We start from the raw sequence: 24,210 nt of genomic DNA, 5'->3' as shown, positions 1-24,210 counted from the left end.
TAATCTAAAAATATGAAACTGATCGTCATTTCTGACCCGCTTTATTTTGAAGGCGAAGGCCCGCTGATCAACCAGCTTTTTGAAGCAGGTCTGGCTGTTTTTCATTTGAGAAAACCGGGCTCCGGCAGGATGGATTATGCCAGGCTGATCGGGGAAATCGAGCCGCGTTTTCTGGACCGGATAGCCCTGCACCAGTTTCATGAGCTGACCAGGGAATTCCCAGGGATAAAGCGGCTGCATTACCCCGAAGCACAGAGGAAGGCAATGATGGATACCTATCAGGCCTTTCCTTTGGAGGGTTATGTTTTAAGCAGCTCGGTTCATGAGCTGGATGCCCTGCAGGATCTGGCGGACTTTGACTATACCTTTTATGGACCGGTGTTCGACAGTTTGTCCAAGCCCGGATACCGGGGAATCGCTGCAGCGGATTTTAGGCTACCAGCATCCTCGTTAGAAGTTCCGCTCATCGCCCTTGGCGGCATAGCAGCGGGTAAGATGGCCACTGTAAAAGCGATGGGTTTTGCAGGCATGGCGGTACTGGGTGCTATATGGGCAGATAAAACGCTGGTTTTGCAGAATTTCAAGCTACTGGCGGATGAACTGCAGCAGCGCAACAGACCTTATGCAATGAGCATAGCGGGTTTTGACCCCAGTGCCGGCGCTGGTCTTTTGGCCGACATCAAATGCTTTGAACAACACCAGATTTATGGTTTTGGGGTCTGCAGCGCTTTAACGGTACAAACAGACAGTCATTTTCTGAAAAATCAATGGCTTGATGCAGAACAGATCATTGATCAACTTGCGGTGCTTTTGCTGAAGTTTGACATAAAGGCCTGCAAGATTGGCCTGATCAAGAACAGCAGGATCTTACTGGAAGTGGTCAGTTATTTAAGGCAGCATGCACCGGACATCCAAATTATCCTGGACCCGGTATTGAAAGCCAGTGCAGGTTACGCTTTTCACGACTGGGAAAATAGTTTGAAAAAGCTGGAGCCTGTATTGAGGCAGCTGGATCTGATTACGCCCAATTACCCGGAAATGCGGAGCATGGGTGCCCAAAATGAAGTATTGCTAACAGCAAAGCGCTGGGCGGCTTATTGCCCGGTGCTGCTGAAAGGCGGGCACCAGCATGAAAACAAAGGCTGGGATTACTTATTTGAAGGAGCAGATAGACATGAACTGCGACCGGAGGTGGATAGTATTTATCAGAAACATGGATCGGGTTGCGTGCTGTCCGCAGCAATAACGGCGCAACTGGCAAAAGGCGAAAGCCTGCTGGATGCCTGCCTATCGGCAAAAAAATACACTGAAAAATTTTTAAACAGTAACAAGAGCCTGCTGGGCTATCACAATTATGATTGATCGATTACATTATATTTCTCAGGCTGGCCATGGCGGACATCTGGAGGCCATTGAGCGGGTACTGCAGGCTGGCGGAAAATGGATACAGCTGAGGGTTAAAAATGAACCTGAAAAAGTGGTATTAACACTGGCCATAGCAGCGGCAGCTTTATGTAAAAAATATGGGGCCAGACTGATTGTCAACGATGATCCCCTGGTAGCCGTAAAAGCAGACGCTGACGGGGTACACCTGGGCTTAAACGATATGCCTGTTGCTGCAGCAAGGGTTATTGTTGGTCCCGGCAGGATCATCGGAGGCACGGCCAATACTTTTGCAGACATCCTGCTAAGGGTTTCCGAAGGTGCAGATTACATCGGCCTTGGCCCCTATCGTTTTACCAGGACCAAAGAGAATCTAAGTCCTGTGATTGGACTGTCCGGTTATATAAGGCTAATGGACCAGGTTAAAGAAGCGGGGATCAGCATTCCGCTGATCGCCATCGGGGGAATTACAGCCGCAGATATTCCTTTACTAATGCAAGCCGGTTTACATGGCGTAGCGGTTTCGGGAGCAATGAGCATTCCCGGGGGTACGGCCTCCATCCTGAATGAAATGCAACAGGTAGCAAATCCAGCTGTTCATCAATTAAAAAATGGAACATGTTAAAAATAGCAGACAAAATATTTAATTCCCGGCTGTTTACCGGTACGGGAAAGTTCAGCTCCGCTTTAAAAATGGAAGCTGCATTGATGGCTTCCGGATCGGAACTGGTTACCGTAGCTTTAAAAAGGCTTGACCTGAAGGCAACAGAGGATGATATCTTAATGCACCTGAAACATCCGCACATCAGTCTATTGCCCAATACTTCAGGCGTAAGAACGACAAAGGAAGCGGTTTTTGCCGCACAGATGGCCAGAGAGGCGCTGGAAACCAATTGGGTAAAGCTGGAGATCCACCCCGACCCTAAATACCTGATGCCAGATCCTATAGAAACTTTAAAAGCCACAGAAGAACTGGCCAAACTGGGTTTTATCGTGTTGCCTTATATCCATGCCGACCCGGTATTGTGCAAACGGCTGGAAGATGCAGGTACCGCTGCTGTGATGCCCTTAGGATCACCTATCGGCAGCAATAAAGGGCTCAAAACCATTGATTTCCTGGAGATTATTATTGCGCAGAGCAAGGTGCCGGTGATTGTGGATGCAGGAATAGGTGCACCTTCTGACGCTGCCAAAGCCATGGAAATCGGGGCGGATGCGGTACTGGTGAATACGGCTATCGCTGTAGCTGGAAACCCTGTACTGATGGCGGAAGCCTTTAAAATGGCGGTTGTGGCAGGCCGGATGGCTTTTGAGGCCAGACTAGGCGCTGTAGCGGCAGATACACAGGCTGTAGCCAGCAGCCCCCTTACCTCCTTTTTAGATGACTATTCCTTTTAAACACAGGCGATATGGCTAGTTTTAATCATATTTTTGAAAGCTGCAGCTGGGCGGAAACCAGCAACAGCATTTATGCAAAAACAACTGCGGATGTGGAGCATGCCTTAAGGGCCGGAAAGCGAACGCTGGAAGATTTTAAAGCACTGATCTCCCCTGCAGCCGCACCTTACCTGGAGCAGATGGCCGTAATCAGCCAAAAGCTCACCCTGAAGCGTTTTGGCCGGGTGGTACAATTGTACGTACCCTTATACCTTTCTAATGAGTGCAACAACATTTGTACCTATTGTGGCTTTAGCTACGATAATAAGGTGAGGCGTAAAACCCTGTCTGCCATTGAGCTCATGCAGGAAGTTGCCGCAATTAAAGAAATGGGTTTCGACCATGTGCTCCTGGTTACCGGTGAAGCGAACCAGTCGGTGCATATGGATTATTTCAAAAAGGTACTGGAGCTCATCCGTCCGCATTTTGCACAGATCTCTATGGAGGTACAGCCTTTGGAGTTGACTGATTATGAAACACTCCGGCCTTATGGCTTAAATACGGTACTGGTGTACCAGGAAACTTATCACCAGGAGGATTATAAGAAGCACCATCCCAAAGGTAAAAAATCAAATTTTCAATACCGGCTGGAAACACCCGACAGGCTGGGCCAGGCGGGCATTCATAAAATGGGCCTGGGAGTTCTGATCGGGCTGGAAGACTGGCGTACGGATTCCTTTTTTACTGCGATGCACCTGGATTACCTGGAAAACAGGTACTGGCAAAGCAAATACAGCATCTCATTTCCAAGACTGCGGCCTTTTAGCGGTGGACTGGAGCCCAAAGTAGCCATGAGCGACAGGGAGCTGGTACAGCTGATCTGTGCCTACCGCCTGTTTAATGAAGAGGTAGAGCTTTCGATCTCGACAAGGGAATCGCAGGTATTCCGCGACAACATCATGAAACTGGGCATTACCGCGATGAGCGCAGGTTCCAAAACCAACCCTGGTGGCTACGTGGTAGAACCGGCTTCTCTGGAGCAGTTTGAGATCTCGGATGAACGTACTGCTGCAGAAATAGCGGCAATGATCGCCCGTCAAGGTTATGAAGCTGTTTGGAAAGACTGGGACAATACTTTAGCCGGACACCATAAAATACTTTAACTGTGAAACGTTACGAAAGACAAATCATTCTCCCGGAAATTGGATGGAACGGGCAACAGAAACTTGCGGCTGCGAAGGTTCTGGTCATCGGCGCAGGTGGCCTTGGCTGCCCTGTGCTGCTGTACCTTGCCGGCGCGGGCCTGGGTTGCCTCGGCATAGTGGATCATGATGTGGTAGCCGAAAGCAACCTCCACAGGCAGGTTTTATACCAGATGGCAGATATCGGGAAACCAAAGGCTGAAATAGCGGCAGCCAGGCTGGGCCTCTTAAATCCGGATGTTGAGCTTAGGGCATACGCTTTCCGGTTAACAGCGGATAATGCCGCTGAGCTGATCGGTCAATATGACCTGGTGATAGATGGCGCTGATAATTTCCCTACGCGTTACCTGGTAAACGATACTTGTGTACAATTAGATAAAACATCGGTATTTGGTTCCATATTTCAGTTCGAAGGCCAGGTTTCGGTTTTTAATGATCGGGGCGGCCCTGATTACCGGGCACTTTATCCTGAACCTCCTTTACCGGATGAGGTACCGAATTGCGGGGAAGCCGGGGTAATAGGCACTTTACCGGGAATTATTGGCAGTATGATGGCGAATGAGGCGATCAAGCTGATTGCTGGCTTTGGGGAACCGCTGTCCGGCAAGCTACTGATCTACAACGCATTGAACAATGACACGCAGCTGTTTAATTTTAATAGCCCGGCTAAAACAAAGCCCGGGCGGATTGATGGCCCTGTCGAAATCCCACTGGAAAGCGCCACTGAGATCCCCCTGGCCAAGACATCGGATCAGGATCCAGCACAGCTCAGCTTAGCGGTATTGTCGCAATGGAAAAAAGACAACATTGCCTATCAGCTGATTGATGTGAGGGAAGTTTATGAATATGAGGAATACAATATGGGTGGCCTGAATATCCCACTCTATGATTTAAGCCGGCACCTTTCCGGATTGCTTCATCATGAAAAAATCGTTTTCTGCTGTTCGGTGGGTACGCGGAGCAAAATTGCCATGAACCTGATGAAGCAAACATTCAAAGGGGAAATTTATACTGCAATTGTAGCTGCAACAATGGATCGGGTATAGCGAAATCAACAACATAATGCTACCTTTGTATCATGATAGCGATAGGACAATACAACGATCTGAGGATTATAAAAAAAACAGAAGAGGGCCTGATTTTAACTGAAGGGGAAAAAGAGGTCATTCTGCCTTATATAGATGTGCCTGCCGCTGCTGAAATTGGGGATAACCTGAATGTTTTTGTGTTTATGCAAAAGGATGGCAGGTTACAGGCAACGACTAAAAAACCTTTGGCCTGTGTCGGTGATTTTGCGTATCTGACTGTTGTTGATGAAACGGAGGATGGTGGTGCTTTTATGAACATTGGTTTGGGTAAGGACATTTACGTTCCTAAACGGGAACAAAAGCGCCCGATGTTCAAAGGCGACAAGCATGTGGTCTATGTTTTTCTGGATGAGAGTAACGACCGTATGCTGGCTTCTTCCAAACTGCTGAACTTTGTAGAGGAAGAGGATATAGACCTTGAAGAGGGTGATGAAGTGAGTTTATTGATCGTTGACCGCTCGGATATGGGATATAATGCAATTATTGACAACAAATACATTGGACTCCTGTATACCAATGAGTTATTTGACGAATTAAATCCAGGAGAAACCCGAAAAGGCTGGATCAAGAAGATCCGTGTAGAAGGCAAAATTGACCTGAGCCTGCAATCCATGGGTTATGGGCATATCCTGGAAACCAAGGATGTATTGCTGGAAGAACTTAAAGACAGTGGCGGAGTAATTGCATTGGGCGACAAAAGTTCTCCGGAGGATATTTACCAGCGTTTTAAGATCAGCAAAAGTGCTTTTAAAAAGGCAATTGGCGGTTTGTATAAAGACAGGCTGATCACGGTTACTGACCATGAGATCAGGATTCTTGTTGACCACGAAGCTGAATAATAGCTTACACAATACAGTTTAAAATTTAGTAACAGAAAAATAAACCATACTATTCATTGTCTGGCATCTGCTCCCCAGCTTTTTAACAAAGCTGTGAAACTGCGCCTAGGCCAATTCATAGCAGGTATATTTTTCTGTCTTAGCATGATGTATAAGTGGGGTGTGCTAAATTCAGTCTATGGACCAATTTAGGCAGTCAGCCTAAGCATCATCATGCTATGAAAGTAAAAATGCTTACTGTGAAGAGGCATAGGATTCATTTGATTTTCTCCATCGGGAGAAAATCAATTTATTCCCGCCTCAGAACAGTACAGCTTTTTTACTTTCTTACATAATTACCCCCTGCAATTAAATACTTTAAATATTTCCCTTCTTTAGCTCCTTAACCGCATAATCTGATGCACGGGCAGTTAGTGCCATAAAGGTTAAAGATGGGTTCTGACAAGCAATAGATGGCATACAAGAACCATCAGTAACGAATACATTGCTGACCTCATGCATCTGGTTCCATTTGTTCAGTACCGATGTTTTCGGATCGTTCCCCATTCTGGCTGTTCCCATTTCGTGGATAGCCATTCCAGGATAACAACCGTTATCATAGGTTTTGATGTTTTTCATACCTGCTGCTTCCAGCATTTCGGCAGCATCGTTCATCATGTCAATGCGCATCTTTTTCTCGTTCTCCTTGTATTCGCAATCGATAGCCAGTACCGGCTGTCCCCATTTGTCTTTCTTGGTTTTATCGATGTACACCTTGTTTTCATAATAAGGCAACATCTCTCCGAAACCACCTAAGCCCATCGTCCATGCCCCAGGCCTGCTCATTTTCTCTTTAAAATCAGCACCGATGGCCAGTTCGGCGATATCGCTTTGCCAGTTTTTCCGGCTGGCACCGCCCTGGTAACCGAAACCACGTACATAATCGCGTTTATCGCTGCCTACGTTACGGTACCTTGGCACATAAATTCCGTTTGCACGGCGGCCAAAGGTATATTTATCTTCAAAACCAGGCGCTTCACCCGATGCCCCGCAACGGAAATGGTGGTCCATCAGGTTATGTCCCAATTGTCCGCTGCCATTTCCCAGGCCGTTAGGATGTGCCTCAGAAGTAGAGTTGAGCAGGATAAAGGTAGAACCAAGTGTAGAACCGTTTACAAAAACGATTTTCGCATAGAACTCCATGGTTTTCTGCGTTTCCGCATCTATGACCATCACCCCTTTCGCTTTTTTGGTGTTTTTATCGTAAATGATATGGTTCACGATCGAATATGGACGTAAGGTCAGCCTTCCGGTAGCTTCGGCAGCTGGCAAGGTAGAAGACTGTGTGCTGAAATAAGCGCCAAATGGACAGCCACGACTACATAAATTGCGGTACTGGCAATTGCCCCTGCCCTTGTGCGGAACCGTTAAATTGGCTACCCGACCGATGGTCATGATCCGGGTTCTTTTGTAATGCTCCTCTATGCGTTTTTTAACAGATTTCTCTACACAGTTTAAATCCATTGGCGGCAGGAATTGTCCGTCCGGCAATAAAGGCCAGTTTTCGGCCTGTCCGCTGATCCCTGCAAATCGTTCCGCATAATCGTACCAGGACTGCAGGTCCTTATAGCGGATTGGCCAGTCGTTGCCATGTCCGTCCTTGGCATTGTCTTCAAAGTTATGATCGCTGAAACGATAGCTCTGGCGGCCCCACATCAGGGATTTGCCCCCAACATGAAAGCCGCGGTACCAATCGAAGCGTTTATCTTCCGTATATGGACATTCCAGGTCATTTACCCACCATTTTTCGTTGGCTTCCTGGTAAGGGTAATCCCTTTTTTGCACGGGATGCGTTCTCTTTTGTTCCTCAGTGAGTTTACCAGCATGCGCAAATTCCCATGGATCTTTCATGGCAGAGTCGTAGTCTTTTACATGCTCTATATTCATGCCACGCTCCAGCATCAGTACCCGAAGGCCTTTTTCTGTTAATTCCTTTGCAGCCCAGCCGCCACTGATCCCCGATCCGATGACAATCGCATCGTATGTATTTTCTTTCTTTAAATCCGTATTGATGTTCATGATGTGTGATTCCTTATTTTTAAACATTAAGTAGCCCATGACTTTTGTCCGGGTTTCAGCTCAGCCGAGCCGTCATAACGCCCCGGTATGGCCAGGTATTCACGCGACTGTGTACAACCGATCTCTGAAGCAAAATAACCCAGAATGGTCAGGTCCCGCACGATCACGAAGAAATAAGCTGCGCTTTTTTTAGCGGCTTTATCCGCCTTTTGCTGCGCAATGGTTTCGGTTCTGAGCGTAGCTACAAACTGTTCACGTTCTTGCTGGCTGAGCGATAAGAAATCTTTGTTAAAATCTTTGAGCGACCTGGCTTCCAGTGCGGTTAAACCTTCGGCAAAGGCCTGTTGCGTTTTTGCAGGAAAGCAATCTTTCACCATCATCGGAATAAAACTACCAAGGCCTGCGGCTTTTGCACCGGCTGCATCTTTGGTGCTGGGAATGATGACATCTGCAAGTTCGGCCAGGATCTTTTCCTGGTCGGCGGAGAAGGAGACTGTATTTTTCTCATTTTCCGGAAGGGTAAAGCTTTCAAATAAAACACCGAATGTACTGGCTGAAATTGCAGTTCCTAGCCAGATAGCGGTGTTTTTAAGCGCTTCTCGTCTATTCATGGTTGTTAAAGGTGGTTAGGTGTGTTGGTTTAAATGTGTTTAAAAATCAGGCAACAAAGTAGGAGTTATTTACAGGATTTCAAAAGAGATATTGTAAAAATTACAATATCTCTTTTACCTATATTTGTAAGGTTATTTTATTCCTAAAAAATTCATCTGGTATGAAGCATATTAACCTGAGATGGGCCGATCTGGACCCTAATTTTCACCTTCGGCACAGCAGTTATTACGATCTTGCAGCGCAGGAAAGGATTGATATTTTAGATGAGTATGGCATCACCATTCATTTGATGAAAACAGAAAACGTGGGGCCGGTCCTGTTTAAGGAAGAATGTGAGTTCAGAAGGGAGATCCATCTCGACTCGAAGATCCACATCCTGACCAGTCTGCTGAAAATGAAAAAGGATGGCTCACGATGGATCATTCAGCATGAATTTCTTTCTGAAGAAGGCAAACTGCATGCGCTGATCAAAGTGGAGGGCAGCTGGATAGATACAGTTAAAAGAAAACTTGCCAGACCCGTACCGGAGGCTATATTGGAAGGGCTTAATAAATTCCCCAAAACAGCTGATTTCGAATACCTGTAGCCGGGAACCAGCTTAAGGATCGGACTTAAAAGTTAAAACCTACAGACAGGTATAACATGCTAGCCTCTTTAGAAGCACCTACACTGGCCTGCAAGAGGATTACTTCTCCCGGCATCACATACAGACCGCCACCATAGCCCTGGTGCCACCTGTTGGAATGCTCCCCTTTTTCCCAAACCCTGCCTACATCGGTAAAACCAATCATCCCCACAGTACCCGGAACCAGGTAAGAGGTGAAATTGAACAGCTTGAGCCGCAGGTCCAGGTTGTTGTAAAACATCGATGTACCGGTAAAACGTTTGCTGTTAAAGCCCCTTAAACTGTTTACTCCGCCGAGCTGCATGCGCTGGAAAAAGGTGGGGTTGCCAATTGTCGTCCCCCCGCCGGTTCTGTTCGCAATCACCAGACCGGACTTGCCGGGGTTAAGGTAAAAACGAAACTCGGCTGTTGCTGCGCCATATTTATCGCTACCCTGATGCAGTTTGTGCTGGGCAACAAGGTTCGCTTTCCAGAAAACCCCCTTTTTAGGAACTGAAATATTATCCCTGCTGTCATATACCAGGCCTGCAACCAAACCACCATATAGCTTGTTAGAGAAAATTTCCTGTTCGGGATAGGCTGCATTAAAATCTGTAAAGAACCTTTCATCGTTTCCCGAGGCGCTGCTGCTATAATAGGAAAGCAGCAGACCCGCATCTGCCCTTAGATGTCCGGCCAGCTGCCTGCCCAGCCTGATGTCGGCATTGAGGTAATTGTAGCGGTTCCTGTAATAAGAGATGCCATCTTCCCGGTCAGGATCGCCATTATCCTCCTCAAAATCATGATCAATGTTCTCGGTATTGTTGCCCAGCCCGAAAAAGTTACTCAGGTTATTGGGTCCCAGCAGGTTGGCATGAATGGTAAGGTCGTTGTTGCCGATAGCCTTTTTAAAATCCGATACATAATCCAGGATAAAAGAACGCCTTCCGCTGTTGTAATTTACCCAGAATTCATGTTTACGGGCATAAGGGTCTTTTCTGAAACCTTGTTTTTCAATCACATAGCCCAGGCCGATCTGTATGCCCTGGTCGATGTTATAGCCACCATTAAAAAGCACTCCCGAACGGTCGTATAAGAAACTATTCTTGTCAAAGCGGTTCACCAGGGTATCCCCGGCCAACCTGAATTTAGCCAGTGCCCTTGCAGGAAAATGATTGGAGGTATCTGGCTGATCGTAGATAAAGGGCTTGTTCCTCACACCTGCAGCAACCTCATACCGGTTGGCAAGCGGCCCGCCGATCAGGCGTACCCGGATGGCTGATCGCGCAGCCCCCTCCACAAAAAAAGTATCTTCCCCGCTTATCCCGAAAATCCTGACCTCTTTGGTGATGTGCCGGTCAAAAGTTCTTTTGTATACCAGACGACCTTGCTTTCCTGCTTTATTGATGTTATGGACCTGTACTTCAACATCACCATTATCCAGGTTGCTGACTTTAATCAGCTCCTTTTTTTCAGAAGCAGGCACATCTACATGAATGGACAGGAAACGGTAATAATGCTGGGTAAGCGAATCCAGTTTATCCCTTCTGGAGGTAAAATTACGGATCAGTTCCTGTCCGTCCAATTTAAAAACCGTGTCGGGCATTTGTTGGAAAGCCTGAAGGATGACCTCGCTACTCAACTTTTGCTGTACATAGCTTGCCGCGTCCTTCCAGTCCTGCTGGTTCAGTTCATTTAAGAAATACCGGTCAAAATACCGTTCATTAAAGCTCCAGTGGTCTACATCCCTGATGTTCCCGCTGTAAGGCTGCAAATGGGTTTTCAGCCATTGGTGGGTAAGTACCCAGGGAAACACACCTGTGGTTTTGTAAAAAACCTTGTCCCTGTCGCGGGGTACAGGGATATAGGCCGCTTCTCCTTTATCCTTGTCTTTCTCTGCCAGCCAGCGCCAGTTGTCTTCATGCCTGTCCCAGTCGCCCAGCAGAAAATCAAGCATCCTCGCCCTTAAAGTAAGTTTTTGATCGGCCTTGTTGTCGTTGTTCTGCTGGATTTTACGCTGTACCTTTTCTGTATTGTCGGTTTCTTTTTCAAAGGGACTTCTTTCTTCAATTAAATAAACGGCATTGGCAAAATCCTTACGGTATTCCCCTAAGCCAGGATCATCACCAACGTAGACAATTTCCGGCTTGGAATGTGGTATACTGAGGGCCGCGGCCAAAGTAGGCACCACTAAGGAGGCGAAGGGATGGTTGGTAGAGACCTGGTCCTGGGCAATATCTTTGGCAATAGTACCCCTGAGATTTTCCGCCATACCCTGTTCCGGGTATTTTTGAACGGTACGTAATGCCCATTCTTTGCCTGTAGGATCTGCAAGCCTTAGGGAGCGGGTTTGCATGCCACCGCCCAGCTTTACTATTTTCAGGCCTCCTTTTTCTTTCTGAAGATCAATGACACGCATTTTTACCGGTGTGGCCCATACCTTACGGTAGCTCTCGCCCAGCCAGAACCGGTGAAAAGCGCCTACGCTATTGTATTCGGGTGCTACAGCTATGGTAATGGAATCTTTTGAGGCCTGTTGCTGTGCTTTGGCATCTGAACAGGCAGCGATAAAAACCGGACCAGACAGCAATAAGGCAAACAGAGTCTTTTTCAAATGCATGTTAATTTTGCTATTAATATTTCACCCCTATTCTAAGGGCTTTTAATCCTTCTACGCCCTGCAGTTCCTCCAGTTCAAGGTGTTCCAGGTCATCATTCAGCAAGCGTTTTGCCTGCAGCTTTTTGATATAGCCGATATATTCTTTGGCTTCGCTGCTGTTAAAATATACAATGGCTATTTTGCCCGGTTGTGTAAGCCGTTCTGTAGTATCCTTGATGAAGGCCTTATCAATGCGTTTTTTTACCATCTGGTAGCGGATGTTGTAACTGCCCTCTACATCAAAGCGCTGTTCATCTATCCTGAAACTGATGTCGATCAGCTTTTCATACACAAAGATCAGCTGGGTGGTTTCCAGCGGTGTAGAAAAATAAGGTCCGAGGTTATTGGTGGTGCGGGCGATTTCGGCCAGTACACGCAATTGCCTTAGTCGGAAGTCCTGGAGAATACCTGCCGGAAAGGCTATGCCAGGTGCAATTGACTGTCCCAGATACAGATCGAACTCTACCCCGTCTGTACGGAACTTCTCAAAATAACAGGGATAGATGCTCTGCAGTTCAGCATTAAATTCGTCCAGGTGCCTGGTTACGGCCACATTGATCATTTGCATGCTCTTTTCATAACGCTCCCTGTTTTCAAAGATCTTCCCCTTATTTCCCGTCAGCTGATAATAACCATTTACCACATCTTCGAGTTCCGGATACGTATCTTTTAAGTGCTGCAGCGCATTGGGGATCTGGCGCTGCAGGTAATCTTCAGTTTTAAAGATCTCCCGGTCTGAAAGTTCATCCAGGTGTTTGTAGTTCCATACCGCCGCGCTTTTTGGGATTTCATTTTCCGTACAGTTACTGGCTTTTTCCCTTATGGAATGAAGTGTACTTTCCAGGATCTCGAAATGGGCATACAGGTCCCGCCGGATTGCTGCATTACGCTGTATACTGGAATTCCGGATGTCTATTGCCGCATAAAAAGGATAGACATCTTTAAAAAACACCGGTTCGATAGGAAAATTCCTGTCCCTTGCCCCTGATTGGATATAGTTATAGGCAGCTTCATGGAAACGCCACTGCACAGAGGGCTGTAAAGCCGTAAACTTATCCATGATCACATCCTGTATGTCGTTGTTGAAATCGACGATCACACTCTGGAACAATTGTGCCAGCAACGGGAATGCAGCTTCAATTTTGCTGAGGGTATGTCCGTTGAACAAGCTCGAATCTTTAGTGTATAACTCCAGGCAACCTACCAGTTTGGCGTTATAATATAAAGGGAACAAGGCGTAGGATTTAATACCCACAGTTCCCAGCAGCTTCAGCATGGGATAGGTAAGGTATTCTTCTTCGGTTATTTCCGGAAAGATCAGTGTTCTTGGAGCACCGATATAATCGTCAATAAGGTGGTTGTATTCGCTTTCAGTCTGCCCCTGTTCCCTGGCCAGCTGCACCAATATGCTGTTGAAACCTGAAAGTTCATTGATCTGCAGCTTGTTGTTCAGTTTGATATAAGGAATCATCCCAAAATCAATCTGATCTGTACCTACGAGAGTTTTTAATGCGGTAGCAATTTCTTTGGTATGCAGGCCCTGCTGCGATTCATTGTGCTGGATGACCAGGTTTTTAACCGTTTCCAGTGCATATTCCCCGGTCACATCTGTTAAAGTAACAATGGATATGCCTTCAATGCGGAACAATTCGGGCGGGATGAGCTTGGTCAGGATCTTCAGGGTATTCCTTTCATCCTTTATATAGTCTTTAACGTCTTTTAAATTGTACTCAGGTAGCTTGGCATTGGTTGTCACGTCAAGAAAACGGGTATCTACATTCAGGCGGTAATACTTGAGCAAATGGGTTTCCGGATCTATAATGGAATGGATGATGAGCTGGTTGCCGGTTAAGGAGAAGTTATAAAAACGCTCCATTACAATATTATAGAATGCAGAAAGCAGGTTTTTCTCCATTTCTTTTTTAGAAGGCAGCGCAAGATCAGCTTTCAGGTTACATTTGCCCTCGTCCATCAGAACGCTGTAAAAAGCATCGGTACCGTAATGAAAGCAAGGAGAAATGGGTGTACTTAAAGCCCAGTACTGCTCTCTTTCTTCAGTTATTACCGGGGATAAAGCAGTGTAGATGAGTTCAAAAAGTTCCGTATACTTGTATATATTCTCGGGAGGTATGGGATCTTTGAGTTCAGGATAGGCATTAAATTGTCCGAGTATATACTTGTAGAAATTTACTTTTACTGTTTTTTCGACTTCCGTTCTTCTTTCAAGATATTCTATAAATGGGCGCAAAGAGAGTTTGATATCCGCACCAACAATATGTTGTCCCGATTCATTGATGCTCTTATTCAGATCTAGCGTTATTGCTTGCATTTATATGTTTTGTTTAGGAAGCCTGGCAGCTACGCTCCAAATTTACCACCTGTATCGGCATATTTAGTAAAACGAAGGTAATTATTTCTTAACAGATGGTAAATATCTGAATTTTATAATGTTGCCATCGTTAACTTCATCTCCTTCATTAGCTATATAAAGGTTCTGATCTTTATCAAAAGCAATTCCTTCGGGCTGGTTAAATGTTGATGAATTTAGGCGGTGTGCTGCTTTAATGTTCCAGCTGGAATCGGCTACCAATAAGAGTTTATTGGTAGAGGACAGGATGTACCACTCGGCTGTTTTGGGGTTTCTGGCCAGGGCTGCAGGGCTTAAACTTGCTTTCAGTTTAGTGTTTAAGGTCTTGATCTGGTTCAGGTCAAGCTGAAAATTACCCAGGGCAGTCAGACTATCTGTTTCCTTCTTGTAATCAAACACATAACCCGTCAGTTTTTTTGTTTTTTTGTCTGCCGGACAGCTTTTACATAAGATATAGATCCTGTTGTTCAGCGGATCGGCATACAAACCCTCGTATTCTCCTTTTGGAACGAGGCGTTTTCTTTCTTTTACCTGATCCGACTCCTCTTTTACGGCTTCTGATAGGGGAAAAGAAAATAAGGCTCCATTACTTTTCAGCACAAACGCCATTTCGTTAAAAATGGCCAGGTCTTCGAAATCACCTTTAGCTGCAAACTTCATATGCCTTTGCTTCTTAACATCCCAATGCTGCCGGAACAGCTTACCATCCTCATCCTGAATGCTGTAAACCGTATCGCTATTGCCTACATTAAAAGCGATACCAGAGATTTCCAGCAAACTGGAGGGCATATTAAATTTATCGGGTTTACTGAAATCGTAACCTGCCGGGCTTGTATATTTGTTACGCGGGTTTTTACACGCGCTTGTTCCCAGAATGGAGAACAGCAACACAACATACAGGAAGTTCGGATAAAAAGCTTTCATATTAGTTTTGGTTCATGGTATGCTTTTGCAAAAATAAATAAATTGACTCCTGAACATGATCATTTAGCTGCAAATTAATGATTTTGATCAGCAATTGTTTGAGCGCTGGTTCATAAACAGGAAAGCAGACCTCTATCCTGCTATAGATGTTGCGGTTCATCCAATCGGCAGAGCCCATATACACCTCCTGCCGGCCATTGTTTTCAAAGATAAATATCCGGCCATGTTCCAGGAAACGGCCAACAATCCTCGTTACACTGATGTTCTCGCTTAAACCCGGTACTCCCGGAAGGAGGCAGCAGATGCCCCTGACGATCAACCTGATCCGGACTCCGGCCTGGGCAGCTTCATAAAGTTTCATAATCAGTATGCGTTCTTCCAGGTTGTTTAATTTTATCGTAATGCCTGCTTTCCCGCCATTTCGGGCATGTTCAATTTCCCCATCTATCAGGGCCAGAAACCGCTGCTGCAGATTAAACTGGGCCACCAGCAGGTGTTCAAAATTGATCATATCTTCATCTGAAGGGGCTTTTTTGCTTTTACTTAAAAACCCGAACAGGCCTTCCAGCTCAAGGAGCATGGGCTGATGTGCGGTCAGCAGGATCTGGTCGGTATAAAACCTGGCTGTGTTTTCGTTCAGGTTCCCTGTGGCCAAAAGCCCGAGGTATTGGCTTTCGTCATTTACTTTTCTTTTAACCAGGGCTACTTTTGCATGTACTTTAAGGTCTATGCTGCTGTAAATGATCCTTACCCCTGCTGCTTTCATCTGCTTGGCCCATTTGATGTTGTTTGCTTCATCAAACCTCGCCTTTAATTCAACCAGGGCAACAACTTTCTTTCCGTTTCTGGCGGCGGTCATGAGCGCGCTGACGATCCTGGAATTGCTGGCCACCCGGTAAAGTGTAGTATAAATTTCTTCGGTATAGCGATCGTTGGCGGCTTCGTTGAAAAAACGAAGCACCGGATCGTAACTTTGGTAAGGCACATTGATCAAAACGTCTTTTTTTAAGATGAGGTTGAACAAGGTTTCCTTTTCTGCCAGGACAACAGCTGCTGAGGCCGGCCATTGGGGATAACTGAATTCAGCCCCGGAGAGCGGAAAGCTGCTGAGGTCCTTCAGGTTATGGTATGCACCTCCTTCCACTACTGCAGCCCTGTGTAGTTTTAAGGCGTAAATGACCCTGTACAGGTTCCTTAAGGGGATACCGGGCTCGCATAAAAAACGGGTGGCAAAGCCAAGGTCACGGGTCTCCAGCTGGCGCTCCAGGGCTTCGGTAAAATCTTCTTCAGGAACCTCTTCGATTTTCAGTTCCGCATCACGGGTGATCTTCAGGTTAAAAATTCCTTTTATCGCATCGTCAGGAAACAAATAGGCCATGTTATGCTTGAGGATATCATCCAGAAAAACAATATAGGTAGCCTCATCTGCTTTGATGGCGTATAGCCTGGGCAGGATCTCTGATGGAACGCTGATCAGTTCGAGGCGTTCCTTTCCGTTTTTATCTTCCAGAACAACAAGCTGGTAGAGTTTATTGTTCTCTGCGAAAAAACTGGTCAGGTCGTTGTCTATACAAACGGGATAAATGTAGGCCAGCACTTCTGTAAAAAATACCGCTGCAACTTTGGCTGAGATATTTTCCGGAATTGCCCGGTTATAAATCCAGTGAACCTGATGTTTTTCCAGTTCAGGCAGGATCTGTGTGCTGATGATGCTGCCAAACTGCTGTTGCTGCCCATTGATCTCGGCTTTGGCCAGTTCATAGGGATCAGGTTCATCCGCAGTTGTTGCGTGTTCACTAACGACCATTAAAACAGGAATCCTTACCCTGTAAAACTCATCCAGATTGGAAGAGTAAATGGAAAGGAATTTAATGCGTTCCAATAAAGGCACCTTTGCTGATGCAGCCTCGGAAAGCACACGCCGGTTAAAGCTGAGCCAGCTCAGGTCTCTGTTATAAAAAACAGTTTTTTCCATAAAAGGATTATAGGGTTACCCAGGCAGCAGCTGCAATAAATGCCAGTACCGCTGCAATAATGCCAAACATAAACACACTATAGGCGATTCTTAACAGGCGGTATTTTCGGCCAAGTACTACACCCTGGGCATATACATCCTTGATTAAACTTCCGTAAAGAAAATCCCGGTCTTCCATCATTTTAAGCATTCCATCCTGGTAATCCGGCAGGCTCATGCGGTAAAAATTACCAAAGAAAAGCAGGTTTACCCTTTTCTGGCTGATGTCTTCGGGTGTAAATACCCCTTCGGGAATAGAAGGTCTGGTTGCGAGAATAGAAAATACCATCGTGACTACGCAAATGATGAGCAGCAGCAGCGTAGGGATGATGAGGTGTGGGTTGTCTTCCAGTTTCCGCAGCAGTAAACTGAGTATAACGGAAAGGATGATGGAATTGGTCGATATCATGATGTGCGCCTTGTTATCGGCCATATCACTTAAGCGCTGGTGATTGGTAGAGGAGATCCTGAACATGGTTTCTACCCCTCTTTCCGGTCTGTCGCTTTTTTTCTTTTTTTCTTCTTTAACAATTGCTGTTGTTTCCACGTTGGGTTGGGTTATGAGCTTGTGTTCCATTTCGGCCAGGTTCTGTGCTTTTTTTGCATTGAGCAGTTGCTGGCAAAAATCGGTATGGTAGTGGTGTGCTTTAAACAGGGCTATAGTTTTGATCCTCCACTCTTTCTTATTAATTTCCTTGTTGCAAAATGATCCGGCCTCTTTACGCATCAGTTTATTGCGTTCTTTAAAACTATCGCTGCCCAGGTGGAACAGGTCCGCATCGCAAACAATCTGCTGCAGCAGGCCTTCCGGATTCTGGGGCATTCTGGTGGCCAGGATACAGCCACTGACCTGGTCAATTACCGCTTGTTCTACACCTTTTTCTGTTAAAAATTCGGCAGCCAGACGTTCGCCCCTGGTTTCATGCTGACGACAATCAAACAGGTAGCCCAGATCGTGGAACCAGCTGGCAGCGGTCACAATAAAAAAATCCTGATCGGACAGCTGGTAATGACTGGCAATTTTGACGGTATTTTCTACTACCTGTTCTGTATGTTGCAGGTTATGGTAAGTAAATCGTGCATCGTTATGCACATGGAACAAGCTGGCAACATGACTGCGAAGTTGGTCTAATATTTCCCGGTACTGCATCTGATATATATTTATTAGAAACCAGAACTGAATACAGTCTGATCTATCGAGTTCATGCTATAAATATGCGGGTTTTAATTTTTAAATCAAATAAATTGATCTATATCACATTTGTTCCTGACCGGAGTCATGTGGAGAATTGAACAGTGCCCCGACCTTTGACCGATATTGATTTGGATCATGTTTGAACAAAAGACCGTAGACACTGAAACCCAATGCTACCACTGCGGAGACGATTTACCTGCAGCACCCTACCTGCTGGATGACAGAAATTTTTGCTGTGCCGGCTGCAAAAGTGTGTATCAGATCCTGTCGAGCCACAATTTAGGCAATTACTATGCGTACAATGAGGTACCGGGACAGACGCAAAAACAACAGGCCGGGCATTTTGAATACCTGGACGAACCAAAAATTGCAGCTGACCTGATCGATTATACAGATGAAAAAATTACGGCTATTACCTTATATGTGCCAGCGGTGCACTGCAGTTCCTGTATCTGGCTGCTCGAAAACCTGTACAAATTAAACCCCGCTATTGCGCAATCGAGAATTGACTTTCTGAAAAAGCAGCTAACGCTTACCTTCAAAAACCAGGAAACCTCGTTAAGAAAGGTTGTGGAACTGCTGGTTGCTATCGGCTATGAACCACAGATCAGTTTGCAGGATATGGTTAAAAAGCAGCAGGCTGATTTTTCGGCGCGGGACCTGGTGATGAAAATTGCGGTTGCTGGCTTTTGCTTTGGAAATGTAATGCTGCTCAGCTTTCCGGAATATTTCGGTCTTTCAGACCTGGAACAACAGTTTAAATCCTTTTTTGGCTGGCTAAACCTGGCTTTTGCGATACCCGTGGTATTTTATTGTGGCCGGGGCTATTTTACAGCGGCTTACCAGAACCTTAAAAATGGAGTGTTAAACCTGGATTTTCCCTTGGCACTGGGTATTGCAGTGATGTTTATCCGTTCGCTGGTTGAAATCACAGGAAATACAGGAGCTGGATTTGTGGATACGCTATGCGGACTCGTATTTTTCCTGCTGATCGGAAAATGGATGCAGCAGCGGACTTATCATCACCTTTCTTTTGAGCGGGACTACCGTTCCTATTTCCCCGTTGCCGTAACGCTGATCAAAGCGGGAAAGGAAAAACCTTTACCACTAAATGAACTGGCACCAGGCCACAGGATACTGATCCGGAGCAATGAGATCATCCCGGCCGATGCCATTTTATTAAAAGGTGAGGCAGAACTGGATTTCAGTTTTGTTACCGGGGAATCGGTTCCGGTAAAAAAAGTATATGGCGAGGTAGTTTATGCTGGTGGACGTCAGTTATCCGGCGCCATAGAACTGGAGGTGGTTAAACCGGTTTCACAGAGCTACCTGACCCGGCTTTGGAACAATGAAGCGTTTTATACGAAAAAAGACCATATTAAAACTTTTAGCCATACTGCCAGCAAGTACTTCAGTGTGGTCCTGTTGCTGATCGCCATAGGCTCGGCTGCTTTCTGGATGCTGACAGCAGGTGATACCACGAGGGCAGTGGCATCATTTACTGCGGTCCTGATCATCGCCTGCCCCTGCGCATTGGCCTTGAGCTCTCCATTTACCCTGGCTGCTGTACTGAGCATATTTGACAGGAACAGGTTCTACCTGAAAAGTACGGCCGTTGTAGAAGAGCTGGCCCGCATTGACACCTTTGTATTTGACAAAACAGGCACCATTACCAATCCGGAAGCAGCGGGTTTCAGTTTTCATGGGCAGATCACTGAAGTGGAGAAACAACTGTTATACGACCTCGCCAGTAACTCGGGGCATCCCTTAAGCCGGGAGCTGGTTAAAGTATTGAACCGGAATAAAATTTTTCCGGTGGATGATTACGTGGAAAAAATCGGAAGAGGGATCAGTGGCCGGATCAATGGATATGAAGTAAAATTGGGAAGTTCCGCTTTTATTGGTCTGCCGCTGATCAACGCTCCGATGGGCAGCCATATTCACCTGATGATCGATAAGAAATACCTGGGCCATGTTGTTTTTCGGCAGCAATGGAGAGCCGGCTTTAAGGAGCTGACCTTTAAACTGGGAAAATTTGCCGACCTGCATTTGCTTTCCGGCGACCAGAACCATGACAAGCAAAGCCTCATTCCTTTTTTCCCACGGGCACAGCAGCTGCATTTTGGGCAGAGCCCGCAGAATAAACTGGATTATATCAGCCAGCTGCAAAGTCTGGGCAAAAAAGTACTGATGCTTGGTGATGGCCTGAATGATGCAGGGGCATTAAGACAAAGCAATGTAGGACTGGCAGTTACCGACAACATCAATAATTTCTCCCCGGATTGTGATGCCATACTCGACGGTGCTGCTTTCCACCTGCTTCCACAATTTATTAAACAGGCAAAAGATGCGGTAAAGATCATCCAGCTCAGCTTTGCAATATCCCTGACTTACAATCTGATAGGATTATACTTTGCGGTTCAGGGATTGTTATCCCCGTTGTTTGCCGCCATCCTGATGCCGGTAAGTACCGTAAGCATCATTTTATTCACCAGTATAGCTGCAAGGTACTGCGCCCGTAAAAACAAATTGTTATGAACATGATCTATTTTTTGATTGGCTGCAGTATTTTACTTGCACTTATATTCCTTGCGGCTTTTTTCTGGGCCAGCAAAACCGGGCAGCATGACGATACTTATACACCAGCTGTACGGATCCTTTTTGACTATGAACTGCCAGAGCAGAAAATTCCGGAAAAAATTGACGAAGATCACTTTTAATACGAACAGCTATCATTCCCTAGCCGGGAACACCCAGGTAATTTTACACCTATAAAAATTCATTATTTCTCATGACTGAAAAATTTTACTACGACAACAAGATCGTCAGAAACTTTGCCATTGCCACCATAGTATGGGGTATTATTGGCATGACGGTCGGATTGCTCATCGCCATGCAGTTGTTTAAACCCGCATTAAACATGGGCTCACAGTACACTACTTTTGGCCGGATCCGTCCGCTGCATACCAATGCAGTTATTTTCGCCTTTGTAGGCAATGCCATATTTATGGGGGTTTACTATTCTTTGCAGCGTTTGCTAAAAGCGCGGATGTTTAGTGATGTGCTGAGTAAAATACATTTCTGGGGCTGGCAGCTCATTATCATTGCTGCTGTAATCACCCTTCCGCTTGGCCTAAGCTCTTCGCATGAATATGCCGAACTGGAATGGCCTATTGACATTGCCATTACCCTGGTATGGGTGGTATTTGGGGTAAATATGTTTGGCACGATCATTAAACGCCGCGAAAAGCACATGTATGTGGCCATCTGGTTTTACATTGCCACTTTTGTTACGGTAGCGGTGCTGCATATCGTGAATTCTTTTCAGCTGCCGGTATCTGCTTTTAAAAGCTATTACCTGTATGCCGGGGTACAGGATGCACTGGTACAGTGGTGGTATGGTCACAATGCGGTTGCATTCTTTCTGACTACACCCTACCTGGGCATGATGTATTATTTTCTGCCTAAAATGGCCCAGCGCCCGATCTACTCCTATAAACTAAGTATCCTGCACTTTTGGTCGCTTATTTTCATTTACATCTGGGCGGGCCCGCACCATTTGCTGTATACTTCACTTCCGGGCTGGGCACAATCCTTAGGCGTAGCCTTTTCCATCATGCTGATTGCCCCAAGCTGGGGAGGTATGATCAATGGGTTGCTTACCCTGCGCGGCGCCTGGGACAAGGTGCGGGAAGATGCTACGCTTAAATTTATGGTGGTTGGCCTTACAGCCTATGGTATGGCTACATTTGAAGGCCCGATGCTGGCCTTAAAGCAGATCAATGCCATTGCACATTATACAGACTGGATTGTAGCCCACGTACATGTTGGCGCATTGGGCTGGAATGGTTTCCTCACTTTCGGTATTTTATACTGGCTGATCCCAAGAATTTACAGAACCCCGTTATATTCTAAAAAACTGGCTTCCTTCCATTTCTGGATCGGTACGTTGGGTATTATTTTTTACGCGGTGCCCCTGTATTTCGCGGGCTTTACCCAAGGCCTGATGTGGAAAGAGTTCACCGAAGAAGGCATGCTGAGGTATCCTAACTTCCTGGAAACTGTGCTGCAGATTATTCCCATGTACATCTTGAGGGCTATAGGTGGCGCATTATACCTGATCGGTGTAATTGTCATGACCTATAACCTGATCAAAACTGTTGGTACAGGCAAACTGCTGGCCAATGAGCCGGCTGAAGCAGCTGCACTACCGGAAACCTACGAGCCACTGGGATCAGATAAAAAACTGCACCGCGTGCTGGAACGCAAACCCATGGTATTCCTGGTACTTTCGCTGATCGTGATCCTGATCGGGGGTATGGTAGAGATGATGCCAACCTTTACCATCAAATCCAATATCCCGACCATCAGCAGTGTAAAACCTTATACACCTTTAGAATTACAGGGACGCGACCTGTACATTAAAGAGGGCTGTGTGAGCTGTCACTCGCAAATGATCAGGCCCTTCCGTTCCGAAACTGAGCGCTATGGCGAATACAGCAAGGCCGGGGAATTTGTATATGACCACCCGCATTTATGGGGCTCTAAGCGCACCGGACCTGATTTGCAGCGGGAAGGTGGCAAATATGGTAATGTATGGCATTTTAACCACATGCTGGACCCACAGACCATGTCGCCTGGCAGCATTATGCCGCCTTATGAATGGCTGATCAGCCAAACGCTGGACACCACCACTACCCGCAGCAAGATCCGCGCCATGCGGACCTTGGGTGTGCCGTATGAGGAAGGGTATGAGCACAAAGCCAATGCTGACCTGGACAAACAGGCCAAAGAGATCGCGGCAGATTTACAGAAAAACAACGTCAAAGTAAAAAGCGATAAGGAAATCATCGCCCTGATTGCTTATTTACAGCGATTGGGAACGGATATTAAAGCAAATTAAAACAGTAAATGAAAAGAATATGTTTAAGCAATTTTTAGACCAGGCTACCGGAAACCAGGGTTACCTGCTCAGTTCCCTGGCCATCTTTATGCTCTTTTTTATTGGTGTAGCCATTTTGCTGGCCACCATGAAAAAAGAGGAAGTTAAATATATGAGTGAACTCCCTTTAAAAGATGATGAAAAATGAGTGAGATCTTAATTTGGGCCTTACTGTTTGTTTCAGTAAGCATATTGATCGTTTCGTTGCTGGTTTTAAAGGTGATCAGGATCTATATTCAGCAAAGCTTATATCCTTCAAAGCTGACCAGCCCTGAAGAAAAAGAGCGGTACCGGCTGGAGCAGGAAAAACCAGAGGTTGAAAAACCACAGAAAAAGACGATATGGACAAAACTGCTGGGGCTCCATGCACTTTCGGAAGAGAAAGCGCTGGTGATGGAGCATGAATTTGATGGCATTACCGAACTGGACAACCCTACCCCTGCCTGGTTTATGGTATTGTTTTATGGAACGATCTTCTTTGCCATCGCCTATATGCTAAATTACCATGTCATTGGCTGGGGCAAATCCCAGGAACAGGAATATGCAGCAGAATTGCAGCAGGCGGACGAAGACCGGATTGCATTTTTACAGAAACCGGGCGCCGGTGGCGCCAATAAGATCAATGAAAGTAATGTGGAAGCTTCAACAGATCAGGCAGTTCTTCAGGCAGGTGCAGCCTTGTTCAAAACGGCCTGTACCCCCTGCCATGGTGAACATGCTGAAGGCGCCGTTGGACCAAACCTTACAGATGATTACTGGCTGCATGGCGGAAAGGTGAAAGACATCTTTAAGACCATTAAATATGGTATTCCTGAAAAAGGCATGGTGGCCTGGGAGAAACAGATGAAACCAAAACAGATCTCAGACATTACCAATTATATCCTATCCTTAAAAGGCAGTAACCCGGCTGGCGCAAAGGCACCTCAGGGTAAGAAAGAAGAATAA

General features: G+C 46.0%; 19 protein-coding genes. 12 read left to right on the top strand and 7 right to left on the bottom strand.

The annotated features are described in order from the left end of the window. Positions 1–12 precede the first annotated feature (12 nt). Genes R2Q85_RS09810 through R2Q85_RS09785 form a run of 6 tightly spaced genes read left to right on the top strand, consistent with a single transcriptional unit; the run spans position 13 to position 5,889 of the window. Positions 13–1,362: a bifunctional hydroxymethylpyrimidine kinase/phosphomethylpyrimidine kinase gene (locus tag R2Q85_RS09810; RefSeq protein ID WP_316811593.1), complete on the top strand. Its 1,350-nt coding sequence runs from the start codon at positions 13–15 to the stop codon at positions 1,360–1,362. Then, positions 1,355–2,008, top strand: a complete 654-nt coding sequence (locus R2Q85_RS09805; RefSeq protein ID WP_316811592.1) for a thiamine phosphate synthase — start codon at positions 1,355–1,357, stop codon at positions 2,006–2,008. Before R2Q85_RS09810 ends, R2Q85_RS09805 begins: the two co-directional genes overlap by 8 nt. Then, positions 2,002–2,781: a thiazole synthase gene (locus R2Q85_RS09800; protein ID WP_316811591.1), complete on the top strand. Its 780-nt coding sequence runs from the start codon at positions 2,002–2,004 to the stop codon at positions 2,779–2,781. The genes R2Q85_RS09805 and R2Q85_RS09800 overlap by 7 nt, the downstream gene beginning before the upstream one ends. Positions 2,782–2,792: 11 nt before the next feature. Next, the gene (gene thiH / locus R2Q85_RS09795) at positions 2,793–3,923 is read left to right on the top strand and encodes a 2-iminoacetate synthase ThiH (RefSeq protein ID WP_316811590.1); all 1,131 of its coding nucleotides are present in this window, start codon (positions 2,793–2,795) and stop codon (positions 3,921–3,923) included. A gap of 2 nt (positions 3,924–3,925) precedes the next feature. After that, positions 3,926–5,008, top strand: a complete 1,083-nt coding sequence (locus R2Q85_RS09790; RefSeq protein ID WP_316811589.1) for a HesA/MoeB/ThiF family protein — start codon at positions 3,926–3,928, stop codon at positions 5,006–5,008. Positions 5,009–5,040: 32 nt separating this feature from the next. Then, positions 5,041–5,889 carry a S1 RNA-binding domain-containing protein gene (locus tag R2Q85_RS09785; RefSeq protein WP_316811588.1) on the top strand — a complete coding sequence of 283 codons (849 nt, stop codon included), beginning with the start codon at positions 5,041–5,043 and terminating at the stop codon, positions 5,887–5,889. 357 nt (positions 5,890–6,246) lie between these two features. Here R2Q85_RS09785 and R2Q85_RS09780 read toward each other — a convergent pair whose 3' ends face one another. Both R2Q85_RS09780 and R2Q85_RS09775 read right to left on the bottom strand, forming a co-directional pair. After that, on the bottom strand, positions 6,247–7,947 hold the full coding sequence (locus R2Q85_RS09780; protein ID WP_316811802.1) for a GMC family oxidoreductase: 1,701 nt from the start codon (positions 7,945–7,947) through the stop codon (positions 6,247–6,249). 26 nt (positions 7,948–7,973) lie between these two features. After that, positions 7,974–8,558, bottom strand: coding sequence for a gluconate 2-dehydrogenase subunit 3 family protein (locus tag R2Q85_RS09775; protein WP_316811587.1), 585 nt, complete (start codon positions 8,556–8,558; stop codon positions 7,974–7,976). A gap of 161 nt (positions 8,559–8,719) precedes the next feature. On the opposite strand from R2Q85_RS09775, the gene R2Q85_RS09770 reads away from it, so the two are divergent. After that, on the top strand, positions 8,720–9,145 hold the full coding sequence (locus tag R2Q85_RS09770; protein WP_316811586.1) for a thioesterase family protein: 426 nt from the start codon (positions 8,720–8,722) through the stop codon (positions 9,143–9,145). A 25-nt stretch (positions 9,146–9,170) separates the two neighbouring features. On the opposite strand, the gene R2Q85_RS09765 is transcribed toward R2Q85_RS09770, so the two are convergent. From R2Q85_RS09765 to R2Q85_RS09745, 5 genes are all read right to left on the bottom strand, one after another. Then, positions 9,171–11,783, bottom strand: coding sequence for a BamA/TamA family outer membrane protein (locus R2Q85_RS09765; protein ID WP_316811585.1), 2,613 nt, complete (start codon positions 11,781–11,783; stop codon positions 9,171–9,173). A 13-nt stretch (positions 11,784–11,796) separates the two neighbouring features. Then, entirely contained in the window at positions 11,797–14,151 is a 2,355-nt protein-coding gene (locus R2Q85_RS09760) for a GAF domain-containing protein (RefSeq protein ID WP_316811584.1), read from the bottom strand. Positions 14,152–14,232: 81 nt separating this feature from the next. Further along, entirely contained in the window at positions 14,233–15,114 is an 882-nt protein-coding gene (locus tag R2Q85_RS09755; RefSeq protein ID WP_316811583.1) for an SdiA-regulated domain-containing protein, read from the bottom strand. Position 15,115: 1 nt separating this feature from the next. Further along, positions 15,116–17,089: a polyphosphate kinase 1 gene (gene ppk1 / locus R2Q85_RS09750; protein WP_316811582.1), complete on the bottom strand. Its 1,974-nt coding sequence runs from the start codon at positions 17,087–17,089 to the stop codon at positions 15,116–15,118. A 7-nt stretch (positions 17,090–17,096) separates the two neighbouring features. After that, positions 17,097–18,278, bottom strand: a complete 1,182-nt coding sequence (locus R2Q85_RS09745; protein ID WP_316811581.1) for a Pycsar system effector family protein — start codon at positions 18,276–18,278, stop codon at positions 17,097–17,099. A 180-nt stretch (positions 18,279–18,458) separates the two neighbouring features. On the opposite strand from R2Q85_RS09745, the gene R2Q85_RS09740 reads away from it, so the two are divergent. From R2Q85_RS09740 to R2Q85_RS09720, 5 genes are all read left to right on the top strand, one after another. Next, a complete protein-coding gene (locus R2Q85_RS09740) occupies positions 18,459–20,861 on the top strand; it encodes a heavy metal translocating P-type ATPase (protein ID WP_316811580.1) in 2,403 nt (800 codons plus the stop codon). Continuing rightward, a complete protein-coding gene (gene ccoS, locus R2Q85_RS09735) occupies positions 20,858–21,043 on the top strand; it encodes a cbb3-type cytochrome oxidase assembly protein CcoS (protein ID WP_316811579.1) in 186 nt (61 codons plus the stop codon). Before R2Q85_RS09740 ends, ccoS begins: the two co-directional genes overlap by 4 nt. A 71-nt stretch (positions 21,044–21,114) precedes the next feature. Next, a complete protein-coding gene (gene ccoN / locus R2Q85_RS09730) occupies positions 21,115–23,226 on the top strand; it encodes a cytochrome-c oxidase, cbb3-type subunit I (RefSeq protein WP_316811578.1) in 2,112 nt (703 codons plus the stop codon). Positions 23,227–23,245: 19 nt separating this feature from the next. Further along, a complete protein-coding gene (locus R2Q85_RS09725) occupies positions 23,246–23,413 on the top strand; it encodes a hypothetical protein (protein WP_316811577.1) in 168 nt (55 codons plus the stop codon). Beyond that, positions 23,410–24,210: a cbb3-type cytochrome c oxidase N-terminal domain-containing protein gene (locus R2Q85_RS09720; RefSeq protein WP_316811576.1), complete on the top strand. Its 801-nt coding sequence runs from the start codon at positions 23,410–23,412 to the stop codon at positions 24,208–24,210. The genes R2Q85_RS09725 and R2Q85_RS09720 overlap by 4 nt, the downstream gene beginning before the upstream one ends.

Origin of the sequence: Pedobacter heparinus (assembly GCF_032678725.1) — a bacterium.
GTDB lineage: Bacteria > Bacteroidota > Bacteroidia > Sphingobacteriales > Sphingobacteriaceae > Pedobacter > Pedobacter heparinus_A.
The sequence above is the reverse complement of the archived record's forward strand: the minus strand, read 5'-3'. Positions and strand labels throughout refer to the sequence as shown.